The organism is Paenibacillus sp. NRS-1760, from assembly GCF_050467785.1.
GTDB lineage: Bacteria > Bacillota > Bacilli > Paenibacillales > Paenibacillaceae > Pristimantibacillus.
In genome coordinates, this window is the sequence record NZ_JBITPK010000019.1 from 48,085 (window position 1) to 71,591 (window position 23,507).

23 protein-coding genes, 1 pseudogene and 1 riboswitch are annotated in these 23,507 nt (G+C 45.2%); of the genes and pseudogenes, 1 reads left to right on the forward strand and 23 read right to left on the reverse strand.

Going from position 1 to position 23,507, the window contains the following annotated elements; all coding sequences use genetic code 11:
* Positions 1-41: 41 nt before the first annotated feature.
* The 20 genes and pseudogenes from urtA to ACIFSR_RS26690 form a co-directional block, all read right to left on the reverse strand.
* Positions 42-1,316 (reverse strand): urea ABC transporter substrate-binding protein, encoded by a 1,275-nt coding sequence (urtA, locus tag ACIFSR_RS26595; protein WP_430061181.1) that lies wholly within the window; start codon positions 1,314-1,316, stop codon positions 42-44.
* A 327-nt stretch (positions 1,317-1,643) separates the two neighbouring features.
* Positions 1,644-2,102: pseudogene (locus tag ACIFSR_RS26600) on the reverse strand (iron(3+)-hydroxamate-binding protein yxeB); the annotation flags it as partial.
* Positions 2,103-2,218: 116 nt separating this feature from the next.
* On the reverse strand, positions 2,219-3,274 hold the full coding sequence (locus ACIFSR_RS26605; RefSeq protein WP_339205874.1) for a peptidylprolyl isomerase: 1,056 nt from the start codon (positions 3,272-3,274) through the stop codon (positions 2,219-2,221).
* Between the two features lie 71 nt (positions 3,275-3,345).
* Positions 3,346-6,873 carry a transcription-repair coupling factor gene (mfd, locus tag ACIFSR_RS26610; RefSeq protein WP_430061183.1) on the reverse strand — a complete coding sequence of 1,176 codons (3,528 nt, stop codon included), beginning with the start codon at positions 6,871-6,873 and terminating at the stop codon, positions 3,346-3,348.
* Between the two features lie 109 nt (positions 6,874-6,982).
* Positions 6,983-7,213: an anti-sigma-F factor Fin family protein gene (locus ACIFSR_RS26615; RefSeq protein ID WP_339205871.1), complete on the reverse strand. Its 231-nt coding sequence runs from the start codon at positions 7,211-7,213 to the stop codon at positions 6,983-6,985.
* Between the two features lie 63 nt (positions 7,214-7,276).
* The gene (pth, locus tag ACIFSR_RS26620) at positions 7,277-7,837 is read right to left on the reverse strand and encodes an aminoacyl-tRNA hydrolase (RefSeq protein ID WP_430061185.1); all 561 of its coding nucleotides are present in this window, start codon (positions 7,835-7,837) and stop codon (positions 7,277-7,279) included.
* 184 nt (positions 7,838-8,021) lie between these two features.
* Complete coding sequence (locus tag ACIFSR_RS26625) at positions 8,022-8,672, reverse strand: 50S ribosomal protein L25/general stress protein Ctc (protein WP_339205868.1); 651 nt, start codon at positions 8,670-8,672, stop codon at positions 8,022-8,024.
* A gap of 258 nt (positions 8,673-8,930) precedes the next feature.
* Positions 8,931-10,328, reverse strand: coding sequence for a bifunctional UDP-N-acetylglucosamine diphosphorylase/glucosamine-1-phosphate N-acetyltransferase GlmU (gene glmU / locus ACIFSR_RS26630; RefSeq protein ID WP_430061187.1), 1,398 nt, complete (start codon positions 10,326-10,328; stop codon positions 8,931-8,933).
* Between the two features lie 319 nt (positions 10,329-10,647).
* A complete protein-coding gene (gene spoVG, locus ACIFSR_RS26635) occupies positions 10,648-10,929 on the reverse strand; it encodes a septation regulator SpoVG (protein WP_028609566.1) in 282 nt (93 codons plus the stop codon).
* Positions 10,930-11,059: 130 nt separating this feature from the next.
* Positions 11,060-11,458 carry a RidA family protein gene (locus tag ACIFSR_RS26640; RefSeq protein ID WP_305953918.1) on the reverse strand — a complete coding sequence of 133 codons (399 nt, stop codon included), beginning with the start codon at positions 11,456-11,458 and terminating at the stop codon, positions 11,060-11,062.
* A 51-nt stretch (positions 11,459-11,509) separates the two neighbouring features.
* A complete protein-coding gene (gene purR / locus ACIFSR_RS26645) occupies positions 11,510-12,337 on the reverse strand; it encodes a pur operon repressor (RefSeq protein WP_076271323.1) in 828 nt (275 codons plus the stop codon).
* A gap of 83 nt (positions 12,338-12,420) precedes the next feature.
* Entirely contained in the window at positions 12,421-13,275 is an 855-nt protein-coding gene (gene ispE, locus ACIFSR_RS26650; RefSeq protein ID WP_339205863.1) for a 4-(cytidine 5'-diphospho)-2-C-methyl-D-erythritol kinase, read from the reverse strand.
* A gap of 137 nt (positions 13,276-13,412) precedes the next feature.
* A complete protein-coding gene (locus tag ACIFSR_RS26655; RefSeq protein WP_054025797.1) occupies positions 13,413-13,598 on the reverse strand; it encodes a small, acid-soluble spore protein, alpha/beta type in 186 nt (61 codons plus the stop codon).
* Between the two features lie 202 nt (positions 13,599-13,800).
* Entirely contained in the window at positions 13,801-14,076 is a 276-nt protein-coding gene (veg, locus tag ACIFSR_RS26660; protein WP_053373389.1) for a biofilm formation stimulator Veg, read from the reverse strand.
* 282 nt (positions 14,077-14,358) lie between these two features.
* Positions 14,359-15,243, reverse strand: coding sequence for a sporulation peptidase YabG (yabG, locus tag ACIFSR_RS26665; protein WP_076271274.1), 885 nt, complete (start codon positions 15,241-15,243; stop codon positions 14,359-14,361).
* 76 nt (positions 15,244-15,319) lie between these two features.
* A complete protein-coding gene (rsmA, locus tag ACIFSR_RS26670) occupies positions 15,320-16,237 on the reverse strand; it encodes a 16S rRNA (adenine(1518)-N(6)/adenine(1519)-N(6))-dimethyltransferase RsmA (RefSeq protein WP_430061191.1) in 918 nt (305 codons plus the stop codon).
* Positions 16,238-16,241: 4 nt separating this feature from the next.
* Positions 16,242-16,790 (reverse strand): ribonuclease M5, encoded by a 549-nt coding sequence (gene rnmV / locus ACIFSR_RS26675; RefSeq protein ID WP_430061193.1) that lies wholly within the window; start codon positions 16,788-16,790, stop codon positions 16,242-16,244.
* A 124-nt stretch (positions 16,791-16,914) separates the two neighbouring features.
* Positions 16,915-18,063 carry a ubiquitin-like domain-containing protein gene (locus tag ACIFSR_RS26680; RefSeq protein ID WP_339205860.1) on the reverse strand — a complete coding sequence of 383 codons (1,149 nt, stop codon included), beginning with the start codon at positions 18,061-18,063 and terminating at the stop codon, positions 16,915-16,917.
* Between the two features lie 248 nt (positions 18,064-18,311).
* A riboswitch (cyclic di-AMP (ydaO/yuaA leader) is annotated at positions 18,312-18,492 on the reverse strand.
* Between the two features lie 184 nt (positions 18,493-18,676).
* Entirely contained in the window at positions 18,677-19,450 is a 774-nt protein-coding gene (locus tag ACIFSR_RS26685; RefSeq protein ID WP_076271270.1) for a TatD family hydrolase, read from the reverse strand.
* Positions 19,451-19,467: 17 nt separating this feature from the next.
* Entirely contained in the window at positions 19,468-20,766 is a 1,299-nt protein-coding gene (locus ACIFSR_RS26690) for an HD domain-containing protein (protein ID WP_339205857.1), read from the reverse strand.
* A gap of 270 nt (positions 20,767-21,036) precedes the next feature.
* On the opposite strand from ACIFSR_RS26690, the gene ACIFSR_RS26695 reads away from it, so the two are divergent.
* The gene (locus ACIFSR_RS26695) at positions 21,037-21,291 is read left to right on the forward strand and encodes an AbrB/MazE/SpoVT family DNA-binding domain-containing protein (protein ID WP_054025791.1); all 255 of its coding nucleotides are present in this window, start codon (positions 21,037-21,039) and stop codon (positions 21,289-21,291) included.
* Positions 21,292-21,423: 132 nt separating this feature from the next.
* On the opposite strand, the gene rsmI is transcribed toward ACIFSR_RS26695, so the two are convergent.
* The 3 genes from rsmI to ACIFSR_RS26710 all read right to left on the reverse strand — a co-directional run bounded on the left by rsmI (position 21,424) and on the right by ACIFSR_RS26710 (position 23,499).
* The gene (gene rsmI, locus ACIFSR_RS26700) at positions 21,424-22,305 is read right to left on the reverse strand and encodes a 16S rRNA (cytidine(1402)-2'-O)-methyltransferase (RefSeq protein WP_339205854.1); all 882 of its coding nucleotides are present in this window, start codon (positions 22,303-22,305) and stop codon (positions 21,424-21,426) included.
* Positions 22,302-22,970, reverse strand: coding sequence for a tRNA1(Val) (adenine(37)-N6)-methyltransferase (locus ACIFSR_RS26705; protein WP_076271322.1), 669 nt, complete (start codon positions 22,968-22,970; stop codon positions 22,302-22,304). The genes rsmI and ACIFSR_RS26705 overlap by 4 nt, the downstream gene beginning before the upstream one ends.
* A 127-nt stretch (positions 22,971-23,097) precedes the next feature.
* Positions 23,098-23,499 carry an initiation-control protein YabA gene (locus tag ACIFSR_RS26710; protein ID WP_076271267.1) on the reverse strand — a complete coding sequence of 134 codons (402 nt, stop codon included), beginning with the start codon at positions 23,497-23,499 and terminating at the stop codon, positions 23,098-23,100.
* Between the last annotated feature and the right edge of the window lie 8 nt (positions 23,500-23,507).

The following is a 23,507-nucleotide window of genomic DNA, read 5'->3' on the forward strand; positions in this document are numbered from 1 at the left end:
CCCATTAATTGCTGTGTATTAGACCATTGTTTGCTTATGAATTATTGCGTTGGTTGAATGCTTGCTGCCCAGTCGTAGCCTTTGAGATACGGATCCGGCTTAACCGCTTCACCTGAGTTCCACAGCTCCTTGAATTGGCCGTCCGCTTGCACTTCGCCAATACGAACCGTTTTGTAAATATGCTGAGTAGCGCCGTCGATTTTCACTTTTCCTTCTGGAGCATCCCACTCCAGCTCTTTGGCTGCTTCCTTTACTTTATCTACGTCCGTGGAGCCTGCTTTCTCGACCGCCTTTGCCCACAAGTAGACCGCTGTATAGCCGGCTTCGATAGGGTCAGCCGTTACACGCTCATCACCGTATTTCTTTTTGTAGTTCTCGACGAATGTTTTGTTAGCTGGCGTATCCGTTGTTTGATAATAGTTCCACGCCGCCAAATGGCCTTCCAGCACATCGACGCCAATACCGCGGATCTCTTCTTCTGCAACCGATACTGACAATGTAGTCAAATCTTTAGCTGTAATGCCTGCATCCTTCAATTGCTTGAAGAACGCAACGTTGCTGTCACCGTTAAGCGTGTTGTATACGACATCTGGTTTAGCTTCTTTAATCTTGCTGATTAGCGTGCTGTAATCTGTATGGCCTAGCGGCGTGTATTCTTCTCCAACCAGTTCGCCTCCTTCAGCCTTCAACTGTTCTTTTATTACGAGGTTTGCGGTACGAGGGAATACATAGTCCGATCCGAGTAAGTAAAATTTCTTGCCGCGGTTTTCAAGCAGCCACGAGACAGATGGAACGATTTGTTGGTTTGTTGTAGCGCCTGTATAAAAAATATTCGGAGAAGATTCAAGACCTTCATATTGCACCGGATACCACAGCAGGCCATTTAACTCTTCAAATACCGGCTTCATTGCTTTCCGGCTTGCGGAAGTCCATCCACCAAATACGGTAGCCACTTTATCTTCGGAAATAAGCTTGCGTGCCTTCTCAGCGAAGGTCGGCCAATCCGAAGCGCCGTCTTCAAGTACAGGTACAATCTTTTTGCCTAAAACGCCGCCTGCAGCATTAATTTCATCGATAGCCATCATTTCAGCATCGATAACCGATACCTCGCTAATTGCCATGGTGCCGCTCTGTGAGTGCAATATTCCCACTTTTATTTCCCCGTCTGCTCCCGATCCGGCATTGGCAGCATTCGTAGGTTTATCTGTTTCCCCATTCGTAGATGCTGGTTTGTTGTTGTTTGTGCCACAACCTGTCAATACGATTGTTAAAGCTACAAACATAAGGCCAAATGAATAAAACATTCTCTTTTTCATCTTCCCACTCCCCATCGCTTCATATTTGTCTCTATATTTCCGAACATTTACATGGAATTAACTCCCATTGTTCGTGCTTTTATTATAGATTGGGAATTAAGTTAATGTCAATATAGTTAACATTAATTTTTTCAAGGGATACATTTATACTTAAAAATGGTCAATTAGGGGCAATTAATTTGTATTTATGTCAGGTATGATGACACTTGTTTGTGGAATTACTTCTTTTATGTGCGAACGGTTTATTATATGACATATTTATTAATGCAAAAAAAAACAACCTACGGCAAATGCCTCAAGTTGGGTTAACTTGTTTAAATTAATATGTTATTTTTTATTTTCTTCTGCTCTTGCAATAAGCATGTCTACAATAAGATCGACTTGCCCGCTTATAGCAATAGGATCATAACGATAGAATGTATTAAAATCATTTTCAAAATATTGATTGTTTTTCACGGCGTCTAAGCTTTTCCAAACCGCTAAGTCTGTCAGCTGCTTAATCGCCTCACCCTTCTTCTCCGGGTCATAGACGGTCATAAACATATAATCTGCCGAATACTCAGGAAGTTCTTCTTTAGACAGCTGGAAAAAGCCGTCGTTGGCATCCACTTGCTTTTTAATCGATTCAGGAATTTTTAGACCCAGTGTATTATATACCGCTTGACCCGATCTGCCCGAATTTTCGCCAAACATCCATATTTCGCTTTTATCTGTAAGCTCAAAAATGCCGACTGTCGTATTTTCATCGACAACACCTTTCAGCTTCTCACGGCCCGCTTTTGGCTTCACGCAGCAAATATTGATTTGTGTTCAGCATACAATCCATCCTTACTCAGCATAGTTTCAGAAAAAGACCCCTTAACCGGTGAATGGTTAAAGGGTCTGACATGTTTGTTTTGCACTTATTTCGTTGCAGGTGCTTCTGTAGCTGGAGCATCCGTAGCCGGCGTTTCTTCACCAGCAGGAGCATCGCTAGCAGGAGTATCACTTGCTTTTGGAAGCTTAATGACGATTTCTTGCTTAGGAAGCTCGTCTGTCATGTATTTGTTCATTTTCTCAGAAGCAACTGTACCTTTTACTGATTCTTTATCTGCATCAGTTAATTTATCAAATGCTGGCGTATCACGTTTCTCAACAAGGATAACATGGTAGCCAAAATCTGTTTTCACAGGCTCGCCGATAACGCCAATTTCTTGTTTATAAGCAGCTTGTTTAAACTCTTCTACCCATTGACCATTCTTCTTGTCCGCATATAGACCGCCTGCGTCCTTCGAGCCTGGATCGTCGGAGTATTCTTTGGCAAGGGCAGCCCAGTCTCCGCCTGCTGCCAGCTTGTCTTTCACTTCTTTAGCACGAGCCAATGCTTCTGCATCCGTGCGAATCTCTTTTTCTTCTTGTGTAGTTGGATCCGTTGTTTTGGTTGATACCAAGATGTGGCGAACAGAAACGGTTGCATAGTTAATACCGTTCTTTTCATATTCTGCTTTCATTTCTTCCTCAGTTACTTGAGCGTTCATATGAGCTACAAGCTTGGAAGTCATAAGCAAATAGTTTTCCATATCTTTGTCTTTTAATTTTTTTGCATCTACAGCAGCTTTCAATTCCGCATCTTGGGAAAGTGCTGTTTTGTACTGCTTCATTTGTTCTTTTACTTCTGTTTCAGCCTTTTTAACGTCTTCCTTAGAAGCCTGGCCGCTTAAAATTTTGTAGGAAATATACTGCTGGAGCAGCTGCTCCTTAAATTGCGGAATTTCAATAACTTGCGCATACGCTGGCTGCATTACCGTAAATACATCCAAATACTTGTTGAATTCCTTGTCTGTCACATTGCCGCCTTTATAGGTTGCAACTTCTGTTTCCTTCGCGCCGCCGCATGCCGCCATCGTCAAGACCAGCACGACTGCCACAATAAGCAGCGCGCCTTTGCGCCATGCCGATTTGCGTGAACTGTGTAACATGTTGAATCCCCTTTCATATTGAGAACTTGATAGTATTGTATCAGAAAAGGGGCGTATAAAGCGAATCTTGTCTATGTTGTCGCATCTTGCAATTCGTCTTTATAAAGGAGAACATCCTTGTACGCTTGCAAAAATTGTTCAATCATATGAATTTTCTGCTCCATATTCAATCCCTTGCCGCGCAGCAAAATACTTGGGTTTGGCTCCTGCTCGCTGCCCTGCTTAAAGCGGTTCTCATGCTTCAGACAAAGCTGATCAACCTTCTTACGGTCAATCCTCCGCTTCTCGCTAGCTGCGTAACGAAGCAGCAGATCATCACCTTTGCCGCTGAGCTGTTCAATACCATACATCGTGCCATACACTTTTAATCTAGCCACTGCGAGCAAATTGCTTACCGCTTGCGGTAAATCGCCAAAACGATCCACAAGCTCATCAATCACATCATCTGCCTCTTCGAACGTTCGGATAGCAGCCACTTTTTTATAGATCTCAATTTTTTGGATGCTGTCATAAATGTAATCCGAAGGCAAATAAGCATCTACGCTAATATCAATAAGCATGCTAACTGGCTTCTCTTCTTTGACTTCTTCGCCGCTCATCTCCGCTTTGCGCTTCGCGATCTCATCAGCCAGCATCTGCGAATACATGTCGAAGCCTACCGAGGCAATAAAGCCATGCTGCTCCGCCCCAAGCAGGTTGCCCGCTCCGCGAATCGATAGATCGCGCATCGCGATCTTGAAGCCTGAGCCGAGCTCAGTAAATTCTTTGATGGATTGCAGACGCTTCTCGGCAACCTCCGTAAGCACCTTATCCCGTTGATACGTGAAATAAGCGTATGCAATACGATTCGAACGACCAACGCGTCCGCGCAGCTGATACAGCTGAGAGAGTCCCATTTTATCAGCATCATGCACAATAAGCGTATTCACATTCGGAATATCGACGCCTGTCTCAATAATGCTGGTGCTTACGAGAACATCGGATTCACCATCGAGGAAATCAAGGATGGTCTTCTCCAGCTCCTGCTCTGACATTTGCCCATGGCCGACCGCAACTCTAGCACCTGGTACAAGGGCATTGATTTGCTCCGCCATTTGGTAGATGCCTTGAACACGGTTATACAAATAATAGACTTGGCCTCCACGTGCCAGCTCGCGCTCTATCGACTCCCGTACGAGGGACGGGCTGTACTCCACAACATAGGTTTGCACAGGGAAACGATTTTCCGGCGGCGTTTCAATAACAGACAAGTCCCGCACGCCAAGCATCGACATATGAAGCGTTCTTGGAATTGGTGTTGCAGTCAGCGTAAGCACGTCGACATTAGTTTTCAGCTTCTTCAACTTTTCCTTATGCGATACGCCAAAACGTTGTTCCTCATCCACGATCAGAAGGCCGAGCGACTTGAAAATAATATCCTGCGACAGCAGTCGATGCGTCCCAATAACGACATCTACTGTTCCCGCCTTCAGGCCCTTCATCGTTTCATTCTGCTCCTTGCGTGAACGGAAACGGCTGAGCACCTGAACGTTAATCGGATAACCTGCAAAACGCTCGCGGAATGTCTCATAATGCTGCTGCGCCAAAATTGTCGTCGGAACTAGCACCGCTACCTGTTTGCTGTCCATTGCTGATTTGAAGGCAGCACGAATGGCGACCTCGGTTTTTCCGTAACCGACGTCTCCGCATAACAGCCTATCCATCGGCTGGGTTTTCTCCATGTCCTTCTTAATCTCTTCGATCGCTCTGAGCTGGTCACGCGTCTCGTCATAAGGGAACATCGCTTCGAACTCATTCTGATACGACGTATCTTGTCCAAAAGCGTACCCCGGTGCCGTCTGCCGCTCCGCATAAAGCTTGATCAAATCATCAGCAATATCCTGAACAGATGCTTTTACTTTACTCTTCGCCCGTGTCCATTCACTGCCGCCGAGTTTATTGACCTTAGGCTCTTTATCTTCATTGCCGACGTACTTCTGAATCATATCCACTTGCTCGATTGGAACAGACAGCTTATCGCCGCCAGCATAGAGAATATGCAAATAATCTTTATGAATACCTGCTATTTCAAGCGTGCCAATGCCTACATACTTGCCTATACCATGATTATGGTGAACGACATAGTCTCCGACCTTAAGCTCTGTATAGCTCTTAATACGCTCGGCATTATCAACTTTTTTATCCATTTTCCGGGCTTTGCGCTGCTTCTGGGAGAACATCTCGCCTTCAGTAATAATGACAAGGTGAGAGGATGGCAGCTCAAAACCGGACTGCAAATTACCTTCTAGCAGAGTAGGCGTCTCAATGCTATAGTCGTCAAGAACTCGGCGCATGCGTTCCATGCGCTCTGCATTGCCGGCAAGCATCATTACTGTGGCACCCGTCTTGCGCCAACGTTCCATTTCTGCCTTCAGCACATTCATTTGCCCATGAAAATTTTGCATCGAGCGGCTTGTCATGTTCAATATATTTTGCGGCTGCGAATGTGGGATTTGCCTTAAGAATAAGGACAAGAAAAGCGTTGGAAACGGACGGTGATGCAAAATCTCCTCTGTATCGCGGGCAAGAGCAAGATCCGGAAGCGACTTGCCGTTTTGCAGCAAATGCATGGACCATTCCGCTTCATCCCGCTCCAATTGCTTCGCTGTCTCTATTAAACGCGTTGGCTCGTCTAGTATGAGCAGTGTGTCGGCTGGCATATAGTCAAGAATCGTTTGACGCTCTGGGTATAACAACGAAATATATTTATAAATTTCCGGAAAATAAACATGCTCACGCAGCCTTTCAATCTCTCCGCCCAGCTCCGTGCAAAGTCGATCCTTGGCTGTACGATCTGTCATCTTATCGAGCTGCTTCTCTAGCAGCCGCTGCGCATGATTAGCCGCTGTCTCCATACGGTGTCCATCTGCGAGCAGCTCTTGGCATGGCGGAACCACATAAGATTCCAAGCGATCCAAAGAACGTTGATCTGCTGGATCAAAGGTACGTATGGAATCAACGTCATCGCCAAACCACTCGATCCGGTACGCTTGTGAAGCCGTAAGCGGATAGAAGTCAACAATCCCGCCGCGCACGCTCATATCGCCGCGCAATTCTACGCGGTCAGCCCGTGTATAACCAAGAGCGGTCATTTGCCGCAGAAAAGCATCTATCGGCAGTGACTGGCCAACTTGAACCTCTACTTGCGCTTCAGCCATAACACTGCTTATAGGCAAATAGCGCCGAACGCCGGAGAAGGGCACGACAACAATCCCGCGATAGCCTTGGGACAGCTTGATCAGCACATCCATTCGCTGCGCAAGCGTCTCAGGACTCGAGATCGCCGCTTCTGCAGCTACCAGCTCATTTGCGGGATATAATAATACATTTTCTGACGAAAGACATTCCTGCAGGTCCTCCGCAATCTTCTGCGCAGAGAACATGTTATGCGTCACAACAAGCATAGGACGCTCTACATCCTCCCGCAGCGCTGCAATGAGCACTTGTCTGGAAGAGCCTGCGAGGCCAGATATCATCTGCTCACGCATGCCTTTACGAATACCGGATATAACGGACTGAACGTCCGTATCCGCGGCAAAAGCATTAATTAAAGCTTTCAACTTTTGCGACACCCCGTTTCTTTACACAATCGGAGAGTGATACGATCGCTCCCTGTACATTGAAAATAAGCCTCAGCCATCTGCTAAGGCTCATACTATTCACTTTCCGTCATTGAAGAGGACTAGTTACCAAATGAAGCTCTGGGTTCGCATCAATCGCCTCGCGGCAATAATCACAGACCACTTTTACCGTTACATCCCCATTTGGGTCATACGCTATTATATCGCTGCGTTCTTCGGGGGTCAAGAAATGGAAGCCCAGTTGATGCTCCGTTATATTTGACCCACTAAGCGACCCCATCGATGTTCTGCAGTGCCGACAAATATAGTTTACTGCCATATGTATGCCTCCTGAAGGGTAGTTATATCCTTCAGTATGCCCTCATAATCAATTTCTAACAGATTATCGGTTAAACTTTGCCATTGTCTCCTCGAAAGGCGCCTTCAATCTAAACTCAATAGCATCACAAGCGTCAGCAACCATAGCAGACAATTTATCATGCTCGCTCTTCGGAAAAGTGGAGAGCACATAGTCCGCAATGTTCATGCCTGGCTGCGGGCGCGAAATGCCCATCCGAACGCGGTCAAAAGTTTGCGTGCCCAAATGCTGAATCAATGATTTGATTCCGTTATGCCCGCCCGCACTGCCTTGATAGCGAAGGCGAAGCTTGCCGATCTCCGTATCCAAATCATCATAAACGATTAAGCCGTCCTGAACCTCAGCCTTAAAGTAATCTAGAAATGATCTTACTGACTCTCCAGACAAATTCATATATGTCATCGGTTTAATAAGGACAACCTTCGTGCCTTGTACGTTGCCTTCTCCGATTAATGCCTTGCATTTATTTTGCGTTACACTAATGCCCCAGCGCCTTGCAAGCTCATCAATAACCATAAATCCGACATTATGCCGGGTTCCTTGATAAGCAGCACCGGGATTGCCAAGTCCTGCAATCCACCTCATTGCTCACTCCACTCCTTTATGGACAAATGTAACATAATCTATTACGAGCGTAAACATCGGAAGCCGTTCTGCGTCAGAACTTTCATTCTATTTTCCCCAAAAAGCAAACAACGCCGCCCTGATGGAGGACGGCGCCCGAATATGCTCGGTACTGCATGGTATACGTAATTTTTCAAAAGAGATTCTACAGGCTCTTAACGCCCTCAAGCTTCGCTTCGTTGGAGCGTGACTCTGCTTCTGTAAGCTCCACTGCAGCAGCCTCTGCTTCCTCTTCTGTAAGCTCTTTTTGCGGCGCAAGAATCGTTGCAACTACCTGCTCAGGCTCGGCTAGTAATTCCACGCCGCTCGGCAGCTTCAAATCGCTTACGAGTATGCTTCCGCCAATCTCCAGCGACGATATGTCGACGGAAATAGAATCAGGAATGCTGCCCGGCAAGCATTGCACCTCAAGCTCATGCAAAATCAACTGCAAGATACCGCCCTCGCGTACACCTTGAGAATCGCCTTCTGCATGAATACGAACGTTCGCCCGCACATTCTCGTTCATATTAATTTGATGGAAATCAACGTGCAGCACTTGTCTGCTCAAAGAATCACGTTGCACCTCTGCGATCATAACGGAGGTTTTTCCATGGGATGGAATATTAATTTCAAGCACCGCATTCGGCTGAGAACGCAGCAAAGCCTGCAGTTCCTTACTATCCACTATGACCTGTGCTGCATCACTCAACTGTTTACCATAAATAACGCCCGGTATTTTCCCTTGGAGCCGCAATTGGCGCAACTCACCTTTCGTCGTGCCAGTTCGTTGATCCGCGTTCATAGCTATCGCCATATTGATTACCTCCTAAAGTTTTTGTGAAGCAAAAACTCGCTTCGTAAGCATACGCTTAGGTTTTGTGAAGCAAAAACTCGCTTCGCAAACATACGCTTTGTTTTTGTGAAGCAAAAACTCGCTTCTGTTTTGATTTCCCTATAACTTACCCACTACAGCCAAAAATTAAACTTTAAATGACATTTGCATAAAAAAAGATGCAGCAACGAATTCATCCTCTGAATTCGTCACTGCATCCTCTATATCAACCATTTGGTATTATGATTGTTTCTTTTCTTTTTTAGCTTTTGCACGTCCACGGATCTTATCCGCATAACCTGATTTATTCACTTGGCGTTCGCGTGCGATCGCAAGATCACCAGCAGGTACATCATGCGTAACCGTAGAGCCGGCAACAACATATGCGCCATCGCCAATTTTCAATGGTGCAATCAAATTGACATTGCTGCCAATGAAGGCATTATCGCCGATTTCCGTTACAAATTTATTGTAACCGTCATAATTGACCGTTATGGCGCCGCAGCCGATATTCACGTCTTTGCCAACCTTAGCGTCACCAACGTAGCTTAGATGCGATACTTTGCTGCCATCATCAAGTGATGCGTTTTTGAGCTCCACAAAGTCACCAACTTTGCAGCCAACGCCAAGCTTCGAGCCTGGACGCAAATTAGCGTATGGCCCCACAGCGCTTGTATCGCCAATTACAGATTCAGAAACAACTGAATATTTAATCGCGACGCCGTTGCCGATCGTACTGTCCGCAATATCAGCTTGAGGACCGATAACACAATCTTCTCCGATAATTGTTGACCCGCGAAGCACTGTGCCTGGATATATGACAGTGTCAGATCCGATCTGAACACCCGCTTCGATGTAAGTTGAGGACGCATCAATCAAAGTGACGCCGCCAAGCAGATGATTGCGGTTAATTCGATCGCGCATGAAACGCTCTGCCTCAGCAAGCGCCACGCGGTCATTCACGCCTATGGCTTCTGACACATCTGTCGTGCAGTAGCCTTGAACAGATTCGCCCGCTTCACGGAATATTCCGATAACATCCGTCAAATAATACTCGCCTTGTGCGTTATTACTCGTTACCTTAGCAAGCGCAGTGAACAGCTTCTCATTGTCGAAGCAATATGTGCCTGTATTAATTTCTTTAACTGCCGCTTCTTCAGCTGAGCAGTCCTTTTGTTCAACAATCCGCTGTACAGTGCCATCTTCGCCACGAATAACGCGGCCATAGCCTGTAGGATCGTCAAAAGCGGCTGTCAGCACCGTTGCAGCAGCTCCGCTCGAATGATGCAGCTCAAGCATGGCTTCAATTGTCGATGCTTGCACAAGCGGAGTATCGCCGCAAATCACAATCGTCGTACCTTTCTCGCCGCCAAGCAGTGCTTCCGCTTGCAGCACCGCATGACCGGTACCGAGCTGCTGCTCCTGCAAGACGTATTCAGCGCCATCGCCCAAATACGATTTAACCTTTTCAGCTCCGTGACCTACAATAACGACCGCGCGCTCCGCAGCCGCTTCCTTCACAACATCAAGCACATGGCCTACCATCGGCTTGCCGCACACCGGATGCAGCACCTTATATAACTTCGATTTCATACGCTTGCCCTGTCCTGCAGCAAGCACAATCGCCATAACTTTCATATGAAAGACCCCCTAGACCTGCAATAAATGATTATTTTAGTATAGCTTTATAAGTGTGAAAAAAGTGCTATCTTCATCAGCAAACGCTGAAAGCTGCAAAGATTCAAGTCGTACATCCTATTCCATTATACGAATATGTTGCTCGATTTCCAAGTGTATGGAATCGCTGCCTGTCATTCTACACTACAACCTATTCGTTTCATAGTAAAAAGATAAGTCGCACGTAATCACATGCTTAGCAATCACCTCTCGCAAAAAAAAGAGAAGAGAGCCATGGCTCTCTTCTCCAATCAACCCCAAAAACATAAAATGCAGTGCCTTAAGCTCCTTCTTCAATCGCAACTTCTTCTGCTGCGCGCTCGTATTCTGCGAGAACAGCAGCCTGGATTTTCTCCCGGGTGGTTGAAGAGATCGGATGAGCGATATCCCGAAATTCTCCATCCGGAGTACGTTTGCTTGGCATTGCAACGAACATACCATTGTTTCCATCGATGACACGAATATCGTGAACAACGAATTCATTATCAATAGTAATGGATGCGATTGCCTTCATACGCCCTTCGGAATTTACACGGCGGAGTCTGACATCAGTAATTTGCACTTGTGTTCACCACCTTTGTCTATCAGAGACTTGGTGTATACTTCCACGTTTTTGTGCCAATTCCTTCTACATTTTTGGTAAAATCATACTCAATTTAAAATATTTTTTTTATTTTGAATCTTTTTCGTTTTCATTCGACAATTGTCGATGCAATGACCTCTATTTCGACAAGAACATCCTTTGGCAGCCTTGCGACCTCCACGGCCGAACGAGCCGGTTTATGCTCTCCGAAGTAAGAGGAGTAAATGCCATTTACCGTTGCAAATTGATTCATATCTTTCATAAATACGGTCGCTTTTACGACATCTTGAAAGCTGGCACCTGCAGCAGCAAGCACGGCCTCCAAATTTCTAAACACCTGATGCGTTTGTTCCTCAATGCCGCCATCAACAAGCTGCCCAGCCGCATCGAGTGGAATTTGTCCTGAAGTGAACAATAATCCTCCGAGCTTAATCGCTTGCGAATAAGGTCCGATCGCTGCAGGAGCTTTGTCCGTTGCAATCACCTGCATTTGTTGCTTTGTTGTCATGATGGTCCCAGCCTTCCTAACAAGATGTAATAAGCTCTCATTTACACGTATCTATTCTTTAAAATAGTTGCCTGGAATTACCGTCGTTTGTTTTGTCTTCATATCAACAGCCGTCAGTTTAGCTAGTGAGACATAGTCCTCAAGAAGCCGTTCCTCGAGTTCTACCTCGCCTGACTCAACAAATACGCCAACGCCTGCGACGATAGCTTTAAATTCAAACAGCAAATCCATCATGCCTTGGATCGTTCCGCCTGCCTTCATAAAGTCATCGATAATGAGAACGCGGGATTGTTCCTTAAGCGCTCTACGTGCGAGTGACATCGTCTGAATCCGCTTGGTTGATCCTGATACATAGTTGATACTCACTGCAGAGCCTTCTGTTACCTTATTGTCACGCCGTACAATAACAACCGGAATATTCAAGCACGCAGCTGTAGCGTAAGCTAGTGGTATTCCTTTTGTCTCAACGGTCATAATGACGTCAATCTTCCGGTCTGCGAACGCAGTTGCAAACATTCTGCCGACATCCGCGAGAAGCTCTGGTTGGCCTAACATATCCGTTATATACAAATAACCGCCGGGAAGGACCCTTTCAGGCTGCTCTAACTGGCGGCATATGCTTGTCATAATGGTAAGAGCCGTCGTTTCTTGCATCTTAGGCGTATATCTTACTCCGCCTGCTGCTCCTGCAAGTGTATGAAGCTCGCCGATACCTTCTTCCTCAAACACTTCTTTTATGATCGCCAGGTCCTCACTAATTGAAGACTTTGCCGATTGATATCGATCAGCAAATGCTGTCAGTGAAATTAACGTGTGGGGTCGACTTAACAGGTATTGGGTCATCTCTACCAACCGCGAGCTCCGTTTCAACTTTTTCAAACACATCTCCCCCCACCTAAATCCGAATATTATAATGTAAATATAACATTTTTATACGGATTTAATCAAGGAGAACGTCAGCCTTATGTGAGCATTCTTACCACATATACTTCTTTGCAGAAACCGCGGAGCCCATTATAAATACGAGGAAGCTTGGCTTCCTTCGACACAAGGCCGAATACAGTAGGTCCGCTGCCTGACATAAGCACGCCATCGGCACCAAGCCGAATCATACTTTCCTTCAGCTGCATAACCTCAGGATGCACGTCCAGCGTAACTTTCTCGAGTACGTTGCCAAGTCCTTCACATATATCGGCAAAAGAACCGCGCTCAAGTGCACCAACCATATTTGAAATGGATGGATGCTCTTTAAGCTCATTTGCGCGGAATCTGCCATATACGTCAGCCGTCGATACATTGATTGGCGGCTTGGCAAGTACAACCCAGCATTGCGGAGGGTTGGCGATATGCTCAAGCTTCTCACCACGTCCCCTTGCGATTGCAGTGCCGCCTGTTACACAGAACGGAACGTCAGAGCCAAGCTCTGCGCCTAGCTTGCACAGCTCGTCCTCAGGGATCTGCAGCTTCCACAAACGGTTTAGCCCTCGCAAAGCAGCAGCAGCATCACTGCTACCGCCAGCGAGTCCCGCAGCGACTGGTATCTTTTTGTCTAAATGAATATATACGCCTTGCTTAACATCATAACGGTCTTTAATAAGCCTAGCTGCCTGAAACGCTAAGTTCTTCTCATCTAACGGTATGTATCCAACTTGGCTTGAAATAATGATCGTATCTCTAGGTAGCTCTTCCATTTCAAGTCGGTCTGCAAGGTCAACCATCGTCATAATCATTTCGACTTCATGGTAGCCGTCATCACGCTTGCGGAGTACATCGAGCAATAAATTAATTTTGGCAGGAGCTTTTTCATAAATTTTCATCTGATAAGTTCACCCGTTCGTTCGTAAGCTTAAGCATCATTATATCAAACCAACGCAATAAAAGCTAAGAGATGACAATCGAATGTTTTTCGACAGTCATCTGCTTAGCTTTTTCACGTATAAATAGGAGCCATCACTTAGGGTTGATTTGTTTTGGCAGCAGCCTGTTCAGCGATTTGTATTGCGCGTTTCACCATATTTCCGGCGTCCTTCGCGCGTATGCTTCCCCAGCCCTCTTGCTGCACCGTATCATAAAAACCAAGATCTTTAGCAAGCTCATATTTCAATTCCTCAGACATTACTCCGCGTCTTCTGCGACCCATTTCATTACCTCCATATTCAAATTTACGTCATTCTAATCAAAATATACGGCTGTCACTATTGCACAGGTAGTATGCTTCAAATGACAAGCGACCATACGGAGATGGAAATGGCCGCCTTCTTTTCGCAAAGGTAAATGAATGAATGCAAAAAAAAAGCGCAGATGCGATCTGCGCTAACATGCCTCACTAGGCGATATATATTCTATTGTTGCAAATGGGCGATACGGACTTGACCTTCATCATTGCATACGGTCACTTCCACCGACTCAGTCAGTATGTCCGCATAGCTGTAAGAGACACGCTTAAAGGCATGCTGCTCTTCATCCAGCTTTACAATGAAAACAGAAGGGTAGGTTTCTTCCAACGTACCGGTTCGTTCGATGGTCTTTCGTCGTCCACCGTTCGCTCGAAGACGGATTTTGGAGCCAACATGAGCTTCCAAGCTGCGTTTAATATCCAATAGCGCATTTTTTGCCATTGTCCACTACCACCTCTTTCCTTGTCCATTATAACCAAAAGGAGGAGGTTTGTCAAACAAAGCAAAATATTATATCAGTCGGTATATTTACTTGTCAACGGTGATTTCACCCATTTTTTAAAAAACCATACATAACGAAGCAAAAAATATACATATTAAGAAGTTGATTCAATTTAAACGTAACATTTGATACAAAATTGTGGCGAAAAGGACATGTTTGATTAGACTATTTTCAGCCTGAAAATAGTCTCTATTCATCCCTTCAGAACATATCGTTATCTGTTACTGCTTTAATACAGAGTTCGGTGACGTAATTTTTGGCTTTGGCAGACCTACACGGAAGCTGCCCATTGTCTCAATACCGCCCACGCCGTCAATTCCGCTTATCGTACCATGAATGACATCTGCTAAGTTAATCGTGTCTTTTATGGATGTATAGCTTGCTTTAATCGCTATATAAACAGGATCGAGCGCATGAATCAATATTCGTCCTGGCGAGCTTGCAAAGTTTGAGCCCACTTGCAGCAAAGCTTCGAAATGGGATTGGCAAGCACCTGCAATAACGATCAACCCGTCACGGCTTCTCTCATATTCTCTAGCGACGCGTACGGCATTAACGAAATGTTGTGAGTTTTTATAGCTGCTTAAACTGTACAGATCCATGGGCAAACGGCTTTTCAGTACGCCATCATGACCTGTTATTACGACAATATCCGGTTGAATTTGGGGCAGCAGACGGTAAAGCACATCAGCCATCTGAGACTCATGCACATGGAGACCGTGGGAAGGAACTTGCATCGTATTGTACAGCTGCATGCTCTTCTTCAAATAATTACTATCACCATCAAGGTGAAGTACCTTTCCTGGCACTTCAAAGAATGGTTGAGTCTGCTGCAGCGCATGCCGAATATGCTCCTCATTCTCAACCGCTTGACGTTCCCGTTCAGAATGCATGCGTCTTAATGAATCATTCACTTTAATTCGAACTTCTTGCACCGCACTTGTCGTTTCTGGATCGCGTATGACCGACAAATCAGGAATCGGAGCATCCGCAAGCAATCGGTAATCCGTGCCTTTCAGAACGGCAGTATGTGTACGAATAGCCTCAACCTTGAACAGCACGTCACCGCCATACGATTTGCGGACGACCAGGTCCCCTTGCTTCATGGGTAAATCACCTCTTCGTCTATCCTATGGGCAGAGCGTGCGAATGGTGAGTATTTTATGATGAAACGGCCTAGCTCTACCAGCCGGCCTCCAGCATGCTGCGGCTAATCCGCGCAAATTCCTCGAGCGACAACGTCTCACCGCGTCTTATAGGGTCAATATCGTTGCTTAAAAGCATTTCCGTTAATGCTTCGCGGCGCTCCTTGCCCACGAATGCAGTTAGATTATTCGCCAGTGTCTTCCGTCGCTGTGCAAAGCTGGCTTGCACCACTTTAAAGAAATGATCCTCATCGGGTACATCAACAGCTGGCTTGTCACGCAATGACAGCTTAATAACGGCTGAATCTACATTTGGCTGCGGTATAAACACCGTATGAGGCACCATGCAGACAACCTTAGGCACGCAGTAATATTGAACGGCTACACTGAGGCTGCCATATTCCTTGCCGCCTGGCTTCGCTGCCATCCGCTCCGCGACTTCCTTCTGAATCATGACGACGATATGCTCAAGCGGCAGCTTCTCTTCAAGCAGCTTCATAAGAATTGGCGTTGTCACATAATAAGGCAAGTTGGCAACAACACTTACACCTGTTACGTCCGCAAACTGCTCTTCGAACAGCTTCTTCAAATCAAGCTTAAGCACATCGCCATGAATGACGGTTGTATGCTCCTCGCCCTCCAGCACATCCTTCAAAATCGGAATGAGCCTATTGTCGATTTCGACAGCCGTCACCTTACCAGCCGCTTTGGCAAGCCGCTGTGTGAGCGCGCCAATACCGGGGCCGATTTCAAGCGCGCCCTTCGTTTCATCAAGCTCAGCTGACGCTACGATGTTATTTAATATATTTTGATCGATCAGAAAGTTTTGTCCCAAACTCTTTTTGAAGGAAAAACCGTATTTCGCAATGATTTCTTTGGTGCGTTTGGGCGTAGCCACCTCTATCGCGGATGGCTTTACCGTTTCCTTGCTAAGCTCACTATGCTCTTGACTCATTCAGCTATCCCTCCAGTTCCTTTTCCATTTGACGGAAAGCTTCCGTAAACTCTGCTTTGGAAATCCGAAAGCTTGTACAGCGCTTATAGAACTGCTTGCCATTCGCATAACCAATTCCGAGCAGCTTGCCTATAACCAAGCGACGATTAGACGCATCAGGATGTACAATCAGACCTGCATCCATTAAGTCTTCCCAGCTAATTTCTCCCGCTTCATCTGCCGATTCTGTACGGAGCTCAGAGAGCGCCGCACGAATAGCTTCAGGACTCGCATTTTCGATGCCGATGTCCCCTTTGTACAAAGCCTTCTCCTGCGGCAAAAAAGCATGCTTGCATCCTGGCGCATGACGTGCAACAATTTTGCGAATGCGTTCTCCTGCATGATCAGGGTCAGTGAATATAATAACGCCGCGACGCTCATTGGCCAGCACAATCCTCTTCAATACATCCTCACCGATAGCGGAACCATTCGTCTCTATGGTATCTGCATCTACCGCCCTTTTTATTGCAACGGTATCGTCTTTGCCTTCAACGACAATGATCTCTTTGATCACCAAGATCATCCCCTTCTACATAAACTGTATTAGACCCTTAGACATGCAAAAAGAAGAGGCAGTGCCTCTCCTTATGATGGCATATTTAATTGATTATTGCGATAAGATGATGGTAACCGCACAATTAGCTTGCAGTTGGTTTATTCGGCCCCAGCACATATACGGTGATGCCTTTTTTCCTGCCGAATTTGTTCGCAATCTTTGTACTATCAAAGTATACGTCGATTTTGTTGCCTTTAACCGCACTTCCTTTATCCTCAGCGCGGCGGAAACCGATTCCTTCAATATAAACCCACCAACCGATGGGAATTACCTTCGGATCAACAGCTATCGTCCGACCCTCTTGCACCCGAGTGCCTGATGATGTAATCCCGTATTCCGGATGGCTTTCATCTTTTCCTGTTGAAGAGAGGTCTGCAGAATAAGCAGTCAACGTGACATTTTTAAGTACTTTTCTAGCCTTAAACGTTACACCGCTCTTCGTAAGCGAAGTAAAGCTCGGGCTCTTGTTCGAGAGCACAGATACTTTAGGCTCTTCCTTCTTCGTTCCGATGGCGACAACCTGATTAACCGCAGCGGTTTCAACCACCTTGCTGACCATCTTCTTCGATATAAGAATTCCATCCTCGTACTGCTTCTCGATACTCTCTACGATCAGACCTTCCTTGCCGGGTTGAACAAGCTTCTGCTTGCCCGCTTCCAGCGTTGGATCGTTCTTCTTCACAATAGAGAATGGCATTGCACGCTCTGTCTCAGCTACCTTCTTATCTACGCGAACGACGGTTACAGTCATTTCGTTGTCCAAAACGGTATGAAGCGGAGGTATTACTTTATCTTGACCACGAACTGGAATATGTAATTCCTCGATCGCTGCCTGCACTGTTCTCTCTGTCGTATATACAGTAGAGGTCTTGCCATCAGCCTTCACAATTACCGGTATCGCATGAGTCACCTCTATACGATCTCCGTCCTTTATTGCCGCATTAAGCGGTATGGACACCTCATCATGTGGTCCAATTGCGATAGCTTGTTCATCCAGTAGGCGTTGCAGGACCCATTGCTTCGTTTCCACAATGGTTTCTTGTCCGTTCACTACTACGGAGACGCTTTTGACAGCCGTTCCGTACAACAACACCAAAAACATGAAAGTCATAGCGATTGAGATAGTAGCACTCAAAAGAATCAAACGCAAGTTTTCACGCTTCCATCGCAATGCGAAAGACATGCTGGATGATCGTTTCCCATGGGTGTCCTTAACCTGGAGTATTCCCACTTCATCGGTCCTCCTTCATAGCCCCGCCGCCAAGTGTTACGCATGATACAACTGACGCGACTATAGTATATTGGCGTGCGAGCACGCAATCCAGTACTGCTATCGATCCTCCCACCCCCATCTTTTATCCCTATGTCGACAAATTCCCGATTATTCGAAAATAAAAAGAAGCCGTCGACAGAGGATCTGTTTCGTGGCTTCCCGGTTAAATGATTCACTGGGATACAGAAAAATGGATGCACGAGGTTGATCACTCTCTATAACGCTTGCGAGGTTAGCTGACGGATTCGGACAAGAGAGTCGCCCTATTCGTTACACAATGCTCATGGCAATGGCTTCGAAATTCACCCCTGAAGAATTCAAAATACGGTTTCAAAAACCGTACATGGTTCCCCCGCTCTCCGAATGGAGATTAAGCGTAAACTGGAAATCCAATACAAAATTTTATTGCTCTGAGATGAATCATACCTTCATACGAGGTCAATTGTAAAGATACGATAAAAGACGATTTAAGCGAAAAAGCAGGATAAAGCAGGAAAAAATAAGCGATTATCGCTATAAAAATTAGTTTTTACGCGATAAAGGTCTCTATTTCTCATTATTCCTCTCGTTTTTAGACAATACCAAAACATCTTCGACCGTTTTCAGTCGTAATTACGCCTATTTCTTCTACCGTTTTGCCCAATAATTCGGCTGCTGTCTCTGCAACTAAAGAGACGTAAGAGGACTCATTTCGCTTCCCTCTGAACGGGTGAGGAGTTAAATATGGAGCATCAGTTTCGATCAAAATTCGGTCGATCGGAACCTGCTTAAGCACCTCTTTTGGCACCCTTGCATTTTTGAAAGTAACGGGTCCTCCAAATGATATATAGAAGTTCATATCAAGACATTGTTTAGCCGTTTCCCAGCTGCCGGAGAAGCAATGCATGACACCGCCAACCTCTGCTGCATTCTCTTCCTGAAGAATACGAATAATGTCCTCATGAGCATCCCGATTATGAATGACAATTGGCTTGCCCACCTTACGAGCAAGACGAATTTGCTCACGAAAAACCCTTTGTTGTACCTCTTTTGGAGAAGTATCCCAGTGATAATCGAGTCCAATCTCACCAATGGCGACAACCTTCTCATGCGCGCATAGACGTTCAATCCATTCCAAATCCTCTGGAAGCATATCTATACTGTCAACTGGATGCCAACCAACTGCTGCGTATATAAAATCATATTTCTCTGCTAGCGCCATCGTTGTAGGGATCGTTTCACGGTTAAAACCAATATTGACAAGCATATGCACGCCTGCATCCTTCGCACGCTGGATGACCTCGTCGCGATCCTCATCAAATTTTTCCGAATCTAAATGGGTATGTGTATCAAAAAGTAATGTCATGTTGATGTTATGCTCCTTCAATCTAGTTTGAAAAGCTTACGAAGTGATTCCGGCAATCGATGAATATTTTGTTTGAGCGGCTCTTCTGGATAATAAAGATGATATTGTCCTTGATGCAGGCCAGTAATAGAACGAACAATGTCGGATTTAGAGGATATTTCGCTTATATCTTCCAAACCATCTAACAACAAAATCGGCGCTTTTTCTTTCTTTTCTCCTTCTTTTTTATCTGGTCGATATACGTCATACGGCAGGTCAAATGGAAAATCGATTTCCATATGATAATCCGGATTCATTCCTATAGAAGAGAAACATTCGCTAATCTCATTTAGCAGCTCTTCATCCGGGTTTTCAAGCGTAATGTACTTATATAAATGCCTGTTCAGAAATCGTTCACATAGATCGCTTAAAATAGGATCATGCTCCTCCGCCCACTCTGCGAAAGCGGTCTGAACGAGTGCTTCATCCAGCTTCAGATAGTCGTGCACCGTCATCGTGTTCTGAAGCAAGCATTTCAGCTGCTTAGGCATCCACTGAAAGGAGTAGCCACCCACGTAAAGCTCCTGTGCTCTACGAAATATTTGACGTAGAATAATTTCCGAGCTTCTTGTAACCGGATGGAAGTAAATTTGCCAATACATTTGATAACGAGACATCAAATAATGTTCAACTGCGTGCATACCGCTCTCTTTAACTACAATTTGCCCTTTATAAGGACGCAATACGCGCAAAATGCGCTCTAAATCAAATGTTCCATAGTTAACACCTGTAAAATACGCGTCTCGGAGCAAATAATCCATCCGATCAGCATCCATTTGGCTTGAAATCAAACTAACAACAATCGGCTTTGGATATTTTTTTTGTATGACTGCAGCGACCTGAGCAGGAAACTGCTCCGATACAGCACTTAGCACGCGATTGATTTCTGTATCTCCCAAAATGATGTTACATGTCCACTCTTCGTGATCCGTGTCGAATACTTCTTCCAAGGAGTGCGAGAACGGACCATGACCAACATCATGCAATAAAGCAGCACAAAGCGAGACTAGCTTTTCTTCGACTGGCCAGTCAGGATAGCTGTTTCGTTCAAACTGAGAAATAATTTTTCGAGTAATTTCATATACGCCAAGTGAATGTGAAAACCGACTGTGCTCTGCTCCATGGAAGGTCAAATAGGAGGTTCCTAGCTGTCGTATCCGGCGCAGTCTTTGAAACTCTTTTGTATTGATCAAATCCCAAATCGTTTGGTCTTGTACATATATATAATGATGAACAGGATCCTTAAAAACTTTCTCTTCGGTCAGCTGTTTTTTCATCGTCTCTCATCTCCTTTGTTCATATTTTCGACACAAAAAATGATTTTCATGTCGAATAGTGTCGGAAATTAGTTTCCAAATTGTCGAAGCTGTTGTATTCTATTACAGAGTAATATGACCGTACTAACTAGTCAAATACTTGTGAATTCAGCTATCCGGGGAATATTCCTGGTTGACTATTATGGTAATCGTTGGTATTATAGTAATCATAAAAGCAAAAACTATGTCGAACGATGACGAAACGTATTTTGAGAGGGGCAATAATAGATTATGATGAAATCTACTGGTATTGTTCGTAAGGTTGATGAGCTAGGACGCGTCGTTATACCGATCGAATTGCGCCGTACACTTGGAATAGGCGAGAAAGATGCTCTTGAAATCTACGTAGATGGCGAGCGCATCATGCTTAAGAAATATGAGCCTGCATGTATCTTCTGTGGCAACGCAGAAAACGTATCTTATTTCAAAGGAAAAATTGTTTGTCATGTTTGTTTGTCAGAAATGCCAACACCTGTGACAAAATAAAAAAAATAAGTTATACTGTACTTATTAACTTGTTAATTCTAACCTTTTTTATACTCCTTGATACCTTCCTGCGCTTGAACCCGGCCAGGAAGGTCTTTTTTTTGTCTACTATTTCACATATATGATAATCATCTATCTATTTACTTCATTATATACTTCGCGTTTAGGCAAACCTCGATCGAGCGCAACCTTCTTAATGGCTTCCTTACGATCAAATTGTTCCTCATAATGAGCAACATGGGCAGCAAGATCAAGCTCAGACCACCAAATATCTGCCGCTGGCAGCTCACTTGCCCCTTCACCCTCTGATCCTTCCACCACAACACAAAATTCTCCGAGTGGCGGATGCTCCTCAAACCATGCTATACATTCTGAAATTCGGCCGCGGACCGCTTCTTCATGGCGTTTTGTCAGTTCTCTGATACATGCTATTTGGCGATCGCCGAGACATTCCTGAAGTGCATCAAGTGTTTTGTTTATACGATGGGGTGACTCGTAGAAAAGCAGGGTCCCTTTCTGTGCTTGCATATCGAGCAGCCATTTCATTAATGACTTTCGCTCGCGCGGCGGAAATCCAGCAAACAAAAATCGGTCCGTAGGCAGACCCGATATAATAAGTGCAGACAATGCTGCATTCGCTCCTGGAATAGGAATAACGGAAATACCATTTTCAATAGCGTCCTTCACCAGATCCGCACCTGGATCAGAAATAGCCGGCAGACCCGCATCACTAACTAATGCGATGGATTGCCCTTCTAGAAGCAATCTGATCAGCTCAGGGCCGCTGGCTTGTTTATTGTGCTCATGATAGCTGACAATACGAGTTCCAATCTCGAAATGTGTAAGCAGCTTCCGTGTTTGCCTCGTATCTTCAGCAGCGATAAGCTGTACTTCCTTCAATGTACGAATCGCACGGAATGTCATATCTTCTAAATTTCCAATTGGTGTCGCGACCAAATAGAGGCTTCCAACATTTTCCTTGGAAGCATCGGCAAAGCTTTTTTGTATATTCAAACGATCTGCACCCCATTCTCATATACCATTATTGGCGGAAGAAGCTTGATGTCAGGCTTCCCATCACGCATTGCTTCTATTAATACCATGTTTGCTTCTGCATTTGCATGAGGATGCACAAATTGAATCCGCTTCGGCTCAAGTCTCCATTTACGCATCGTTTCCACAATATCAAGCAGACGCGAAGGGCGATGAACCATCGAAACCTTGCCGCCAGGGCGCACCAGCCTAGAACATGCTTCAGCGACATCATCCAGCGTACAATGAATCTCATGCCTTGCGATCGCATAGTGTTCGTTTTCGTTTTGTTCACCTGCTGTTATTGGCATATAAGGCGGGTTTACCGTTATCGCATCATATACCCCGTTACCCGCAATCTTAGGATACAATTTCAAATCCTGCTCAATAACGTTTATTTGCTCCGTCAGCTTATTCAGCATCACGCTTCTTCTAGCCATATCCGCCAATCTTGGTTGAATCTCAACCGCATCAATTTGCGCATTTGTTCTCGTTGTAAGAAGCATCGGTATAACTCCATTACCCGTACATAAATCAGCAATTCGCCCGTGCTTTGGCACACTTGCAAACCGTGACAATAATACGGCATCAAGTGAAAAGCTGAACACTTCCCGGCTTTGTATAATTTTCAAACCATTTTCTGTCATAAGATCATCGAGACGTTCGTTTTCTGCTAAGGTTATATGTTCCGACACGATTTGGGCCGCTCCTTGATTGTATATTTAATAAAAATACCGCCCCTTGCGGCAAGGGCGGCATGTCGTACGGATTCCACTATTTATTAAGAAAGGATAGACAGAATAAACAGTCGCCTTCCGTCCGCAAATGCCCGTAATAAACGTTGCATATGTGGAATCCTTCGTGATACAACCGAGTTAAGTTGTCATGGCCTTCACCAATTGCTGCTCCCGCTTCCGCGAATGCATGGTCAGTGATGACCTGTTCCTCTTTGCTTACTCCCGGTTTAATTCCTTTGGCTGGAGCTGCAACAACTTCATGCTCTAGCTCAGCCTCTCTCTTAAACAACTGACGCAGCTGGTTGTTCTCCTCACTTAGACGCTTATTATCCTCGAGCAGCTCTTTTACCTTCTGCTTCAAGTCCGTAAGCTCCTTATGGAACACACCTACTTGGTTATCCAGCTCATCCATTTTCGCAAAAATATTGTTCTTCTCCAAGTTCCCAC

Excerpts from the sequence above, each read along its gene's own strand:
- urtA (WP_430061181.1), bottom strand. The coding sequence starts at position 1,316 with ATGAAAAAGAGAATGTTTTATTCATTTGGCCTTATGTTTGTAGCTTTA.
- ACIFSR_RS26605 (WP_339205874.1), bottom strand. The coding sequence starts at position 3,274 with ATGTTACACAGTTCACGCAAATCGGCATGGCGCAAAGGCGCGCTGCTT.
- ACIFSR_RS26615 (WP_339205871.1), bottom strand. The coding sequence starts at position 7,213 with ATGGCAGTAAACTATATTTGTCGGCACTGCAGAACATCGATGGGGTCG.
- pth (WP_430061185.1), bottom strand. The coding sequence starts at position 7,837 with ATGAGGTGGATTGCAGGACTTGGCAATCCCGGTGCTGCTTATCAAGGA.
- ACIFSR_RS26625 (WP_339205868.1), bottom strand. The coding sequence starts at position 8,672 with ATGGCGATAGCTATGAACGCGGATCAACGAACTGGCACGACGAAAGGT.
- glmU (WP_430061187.1), bottom strand. The coding sequence starts at position 10,328 with ATGAAAGTTATGGCGATTGTGCTTGCTGCAGGACAGGGCAAGCGTATG.
- ACIFSR_RS26640 (WP_305953918.1), bottom strand. The coding sequence starts at position 11,458 with ATGACAACAAAGCAACAAATGCAGGTGATTGCAACGGACAAAGCTCCT.
- ispE (WP_339205863.1), bottom strand. The coding sequence starts at position 13,275 with ATGAAAATTTATGAAAAAGCTCCTGCCAAAATTAATTTATTGCTCGAT.
- ACIFSR_RS26655 (WP_054025797.1), bottom strand. The coding sequence starts at position 13,598 with ATGGGTCGCAGAAGACGCGGAGTAATGTCTGAGGAATTGAAATATGAG.
- veg (WP_053373389.1), bottom strand. The coding sequence starts at position 14,076 with ATGGCAAAAAATGCGCTATTGGATATTAAACGCAGCTTGGAAGCTCAT.
- yabG (WP_076271274.1), bottom strand. The coding sequence starts at position 15,243 with ATGAAGCAAGGGGACCTGGTCGTCCGCAAATCGTATGGCGGTGACGTG.
- rsmA (WP_430061191.1), bottom strand. The coding sequence starts at position 16,237 with ATGAGTCAAGAGCATAGTGAGCTTAGCAAGGAAACGGTAAAGCCATCC.
- ACIFSR_RS26685 (WP_076271270.1), bottom strand. The coding sequence starts at position 19,450 with ATGACATTACTTTTTGATACACATACCCATTTAGATTCGGAAAAATTT.
- ACIFSR_RS26690 (WP_339205857.1), bottom strand. The coding sequence starts at position 20,766 with ATGAAAAAACAGCTGACCGAAGAGAAAGTTTTTAAGGATCCTGTTCAT.
- ACIFSR_RS26695 (WP_054025791.1), top strand. The coding sequence starts at position 21,037 with ATGATGAAATCTACTGGTATTGTTCGTAAGGTTGATGAGCTAGGACGC.
- ACIFSR_RS26705 (WP_076271322.1), bottom strand. The coding sequence starts at position 22,970 with ATGACAGAAAATGGTTTGAAAATTATACAAAGCCGGGAAGTGTTCAGC.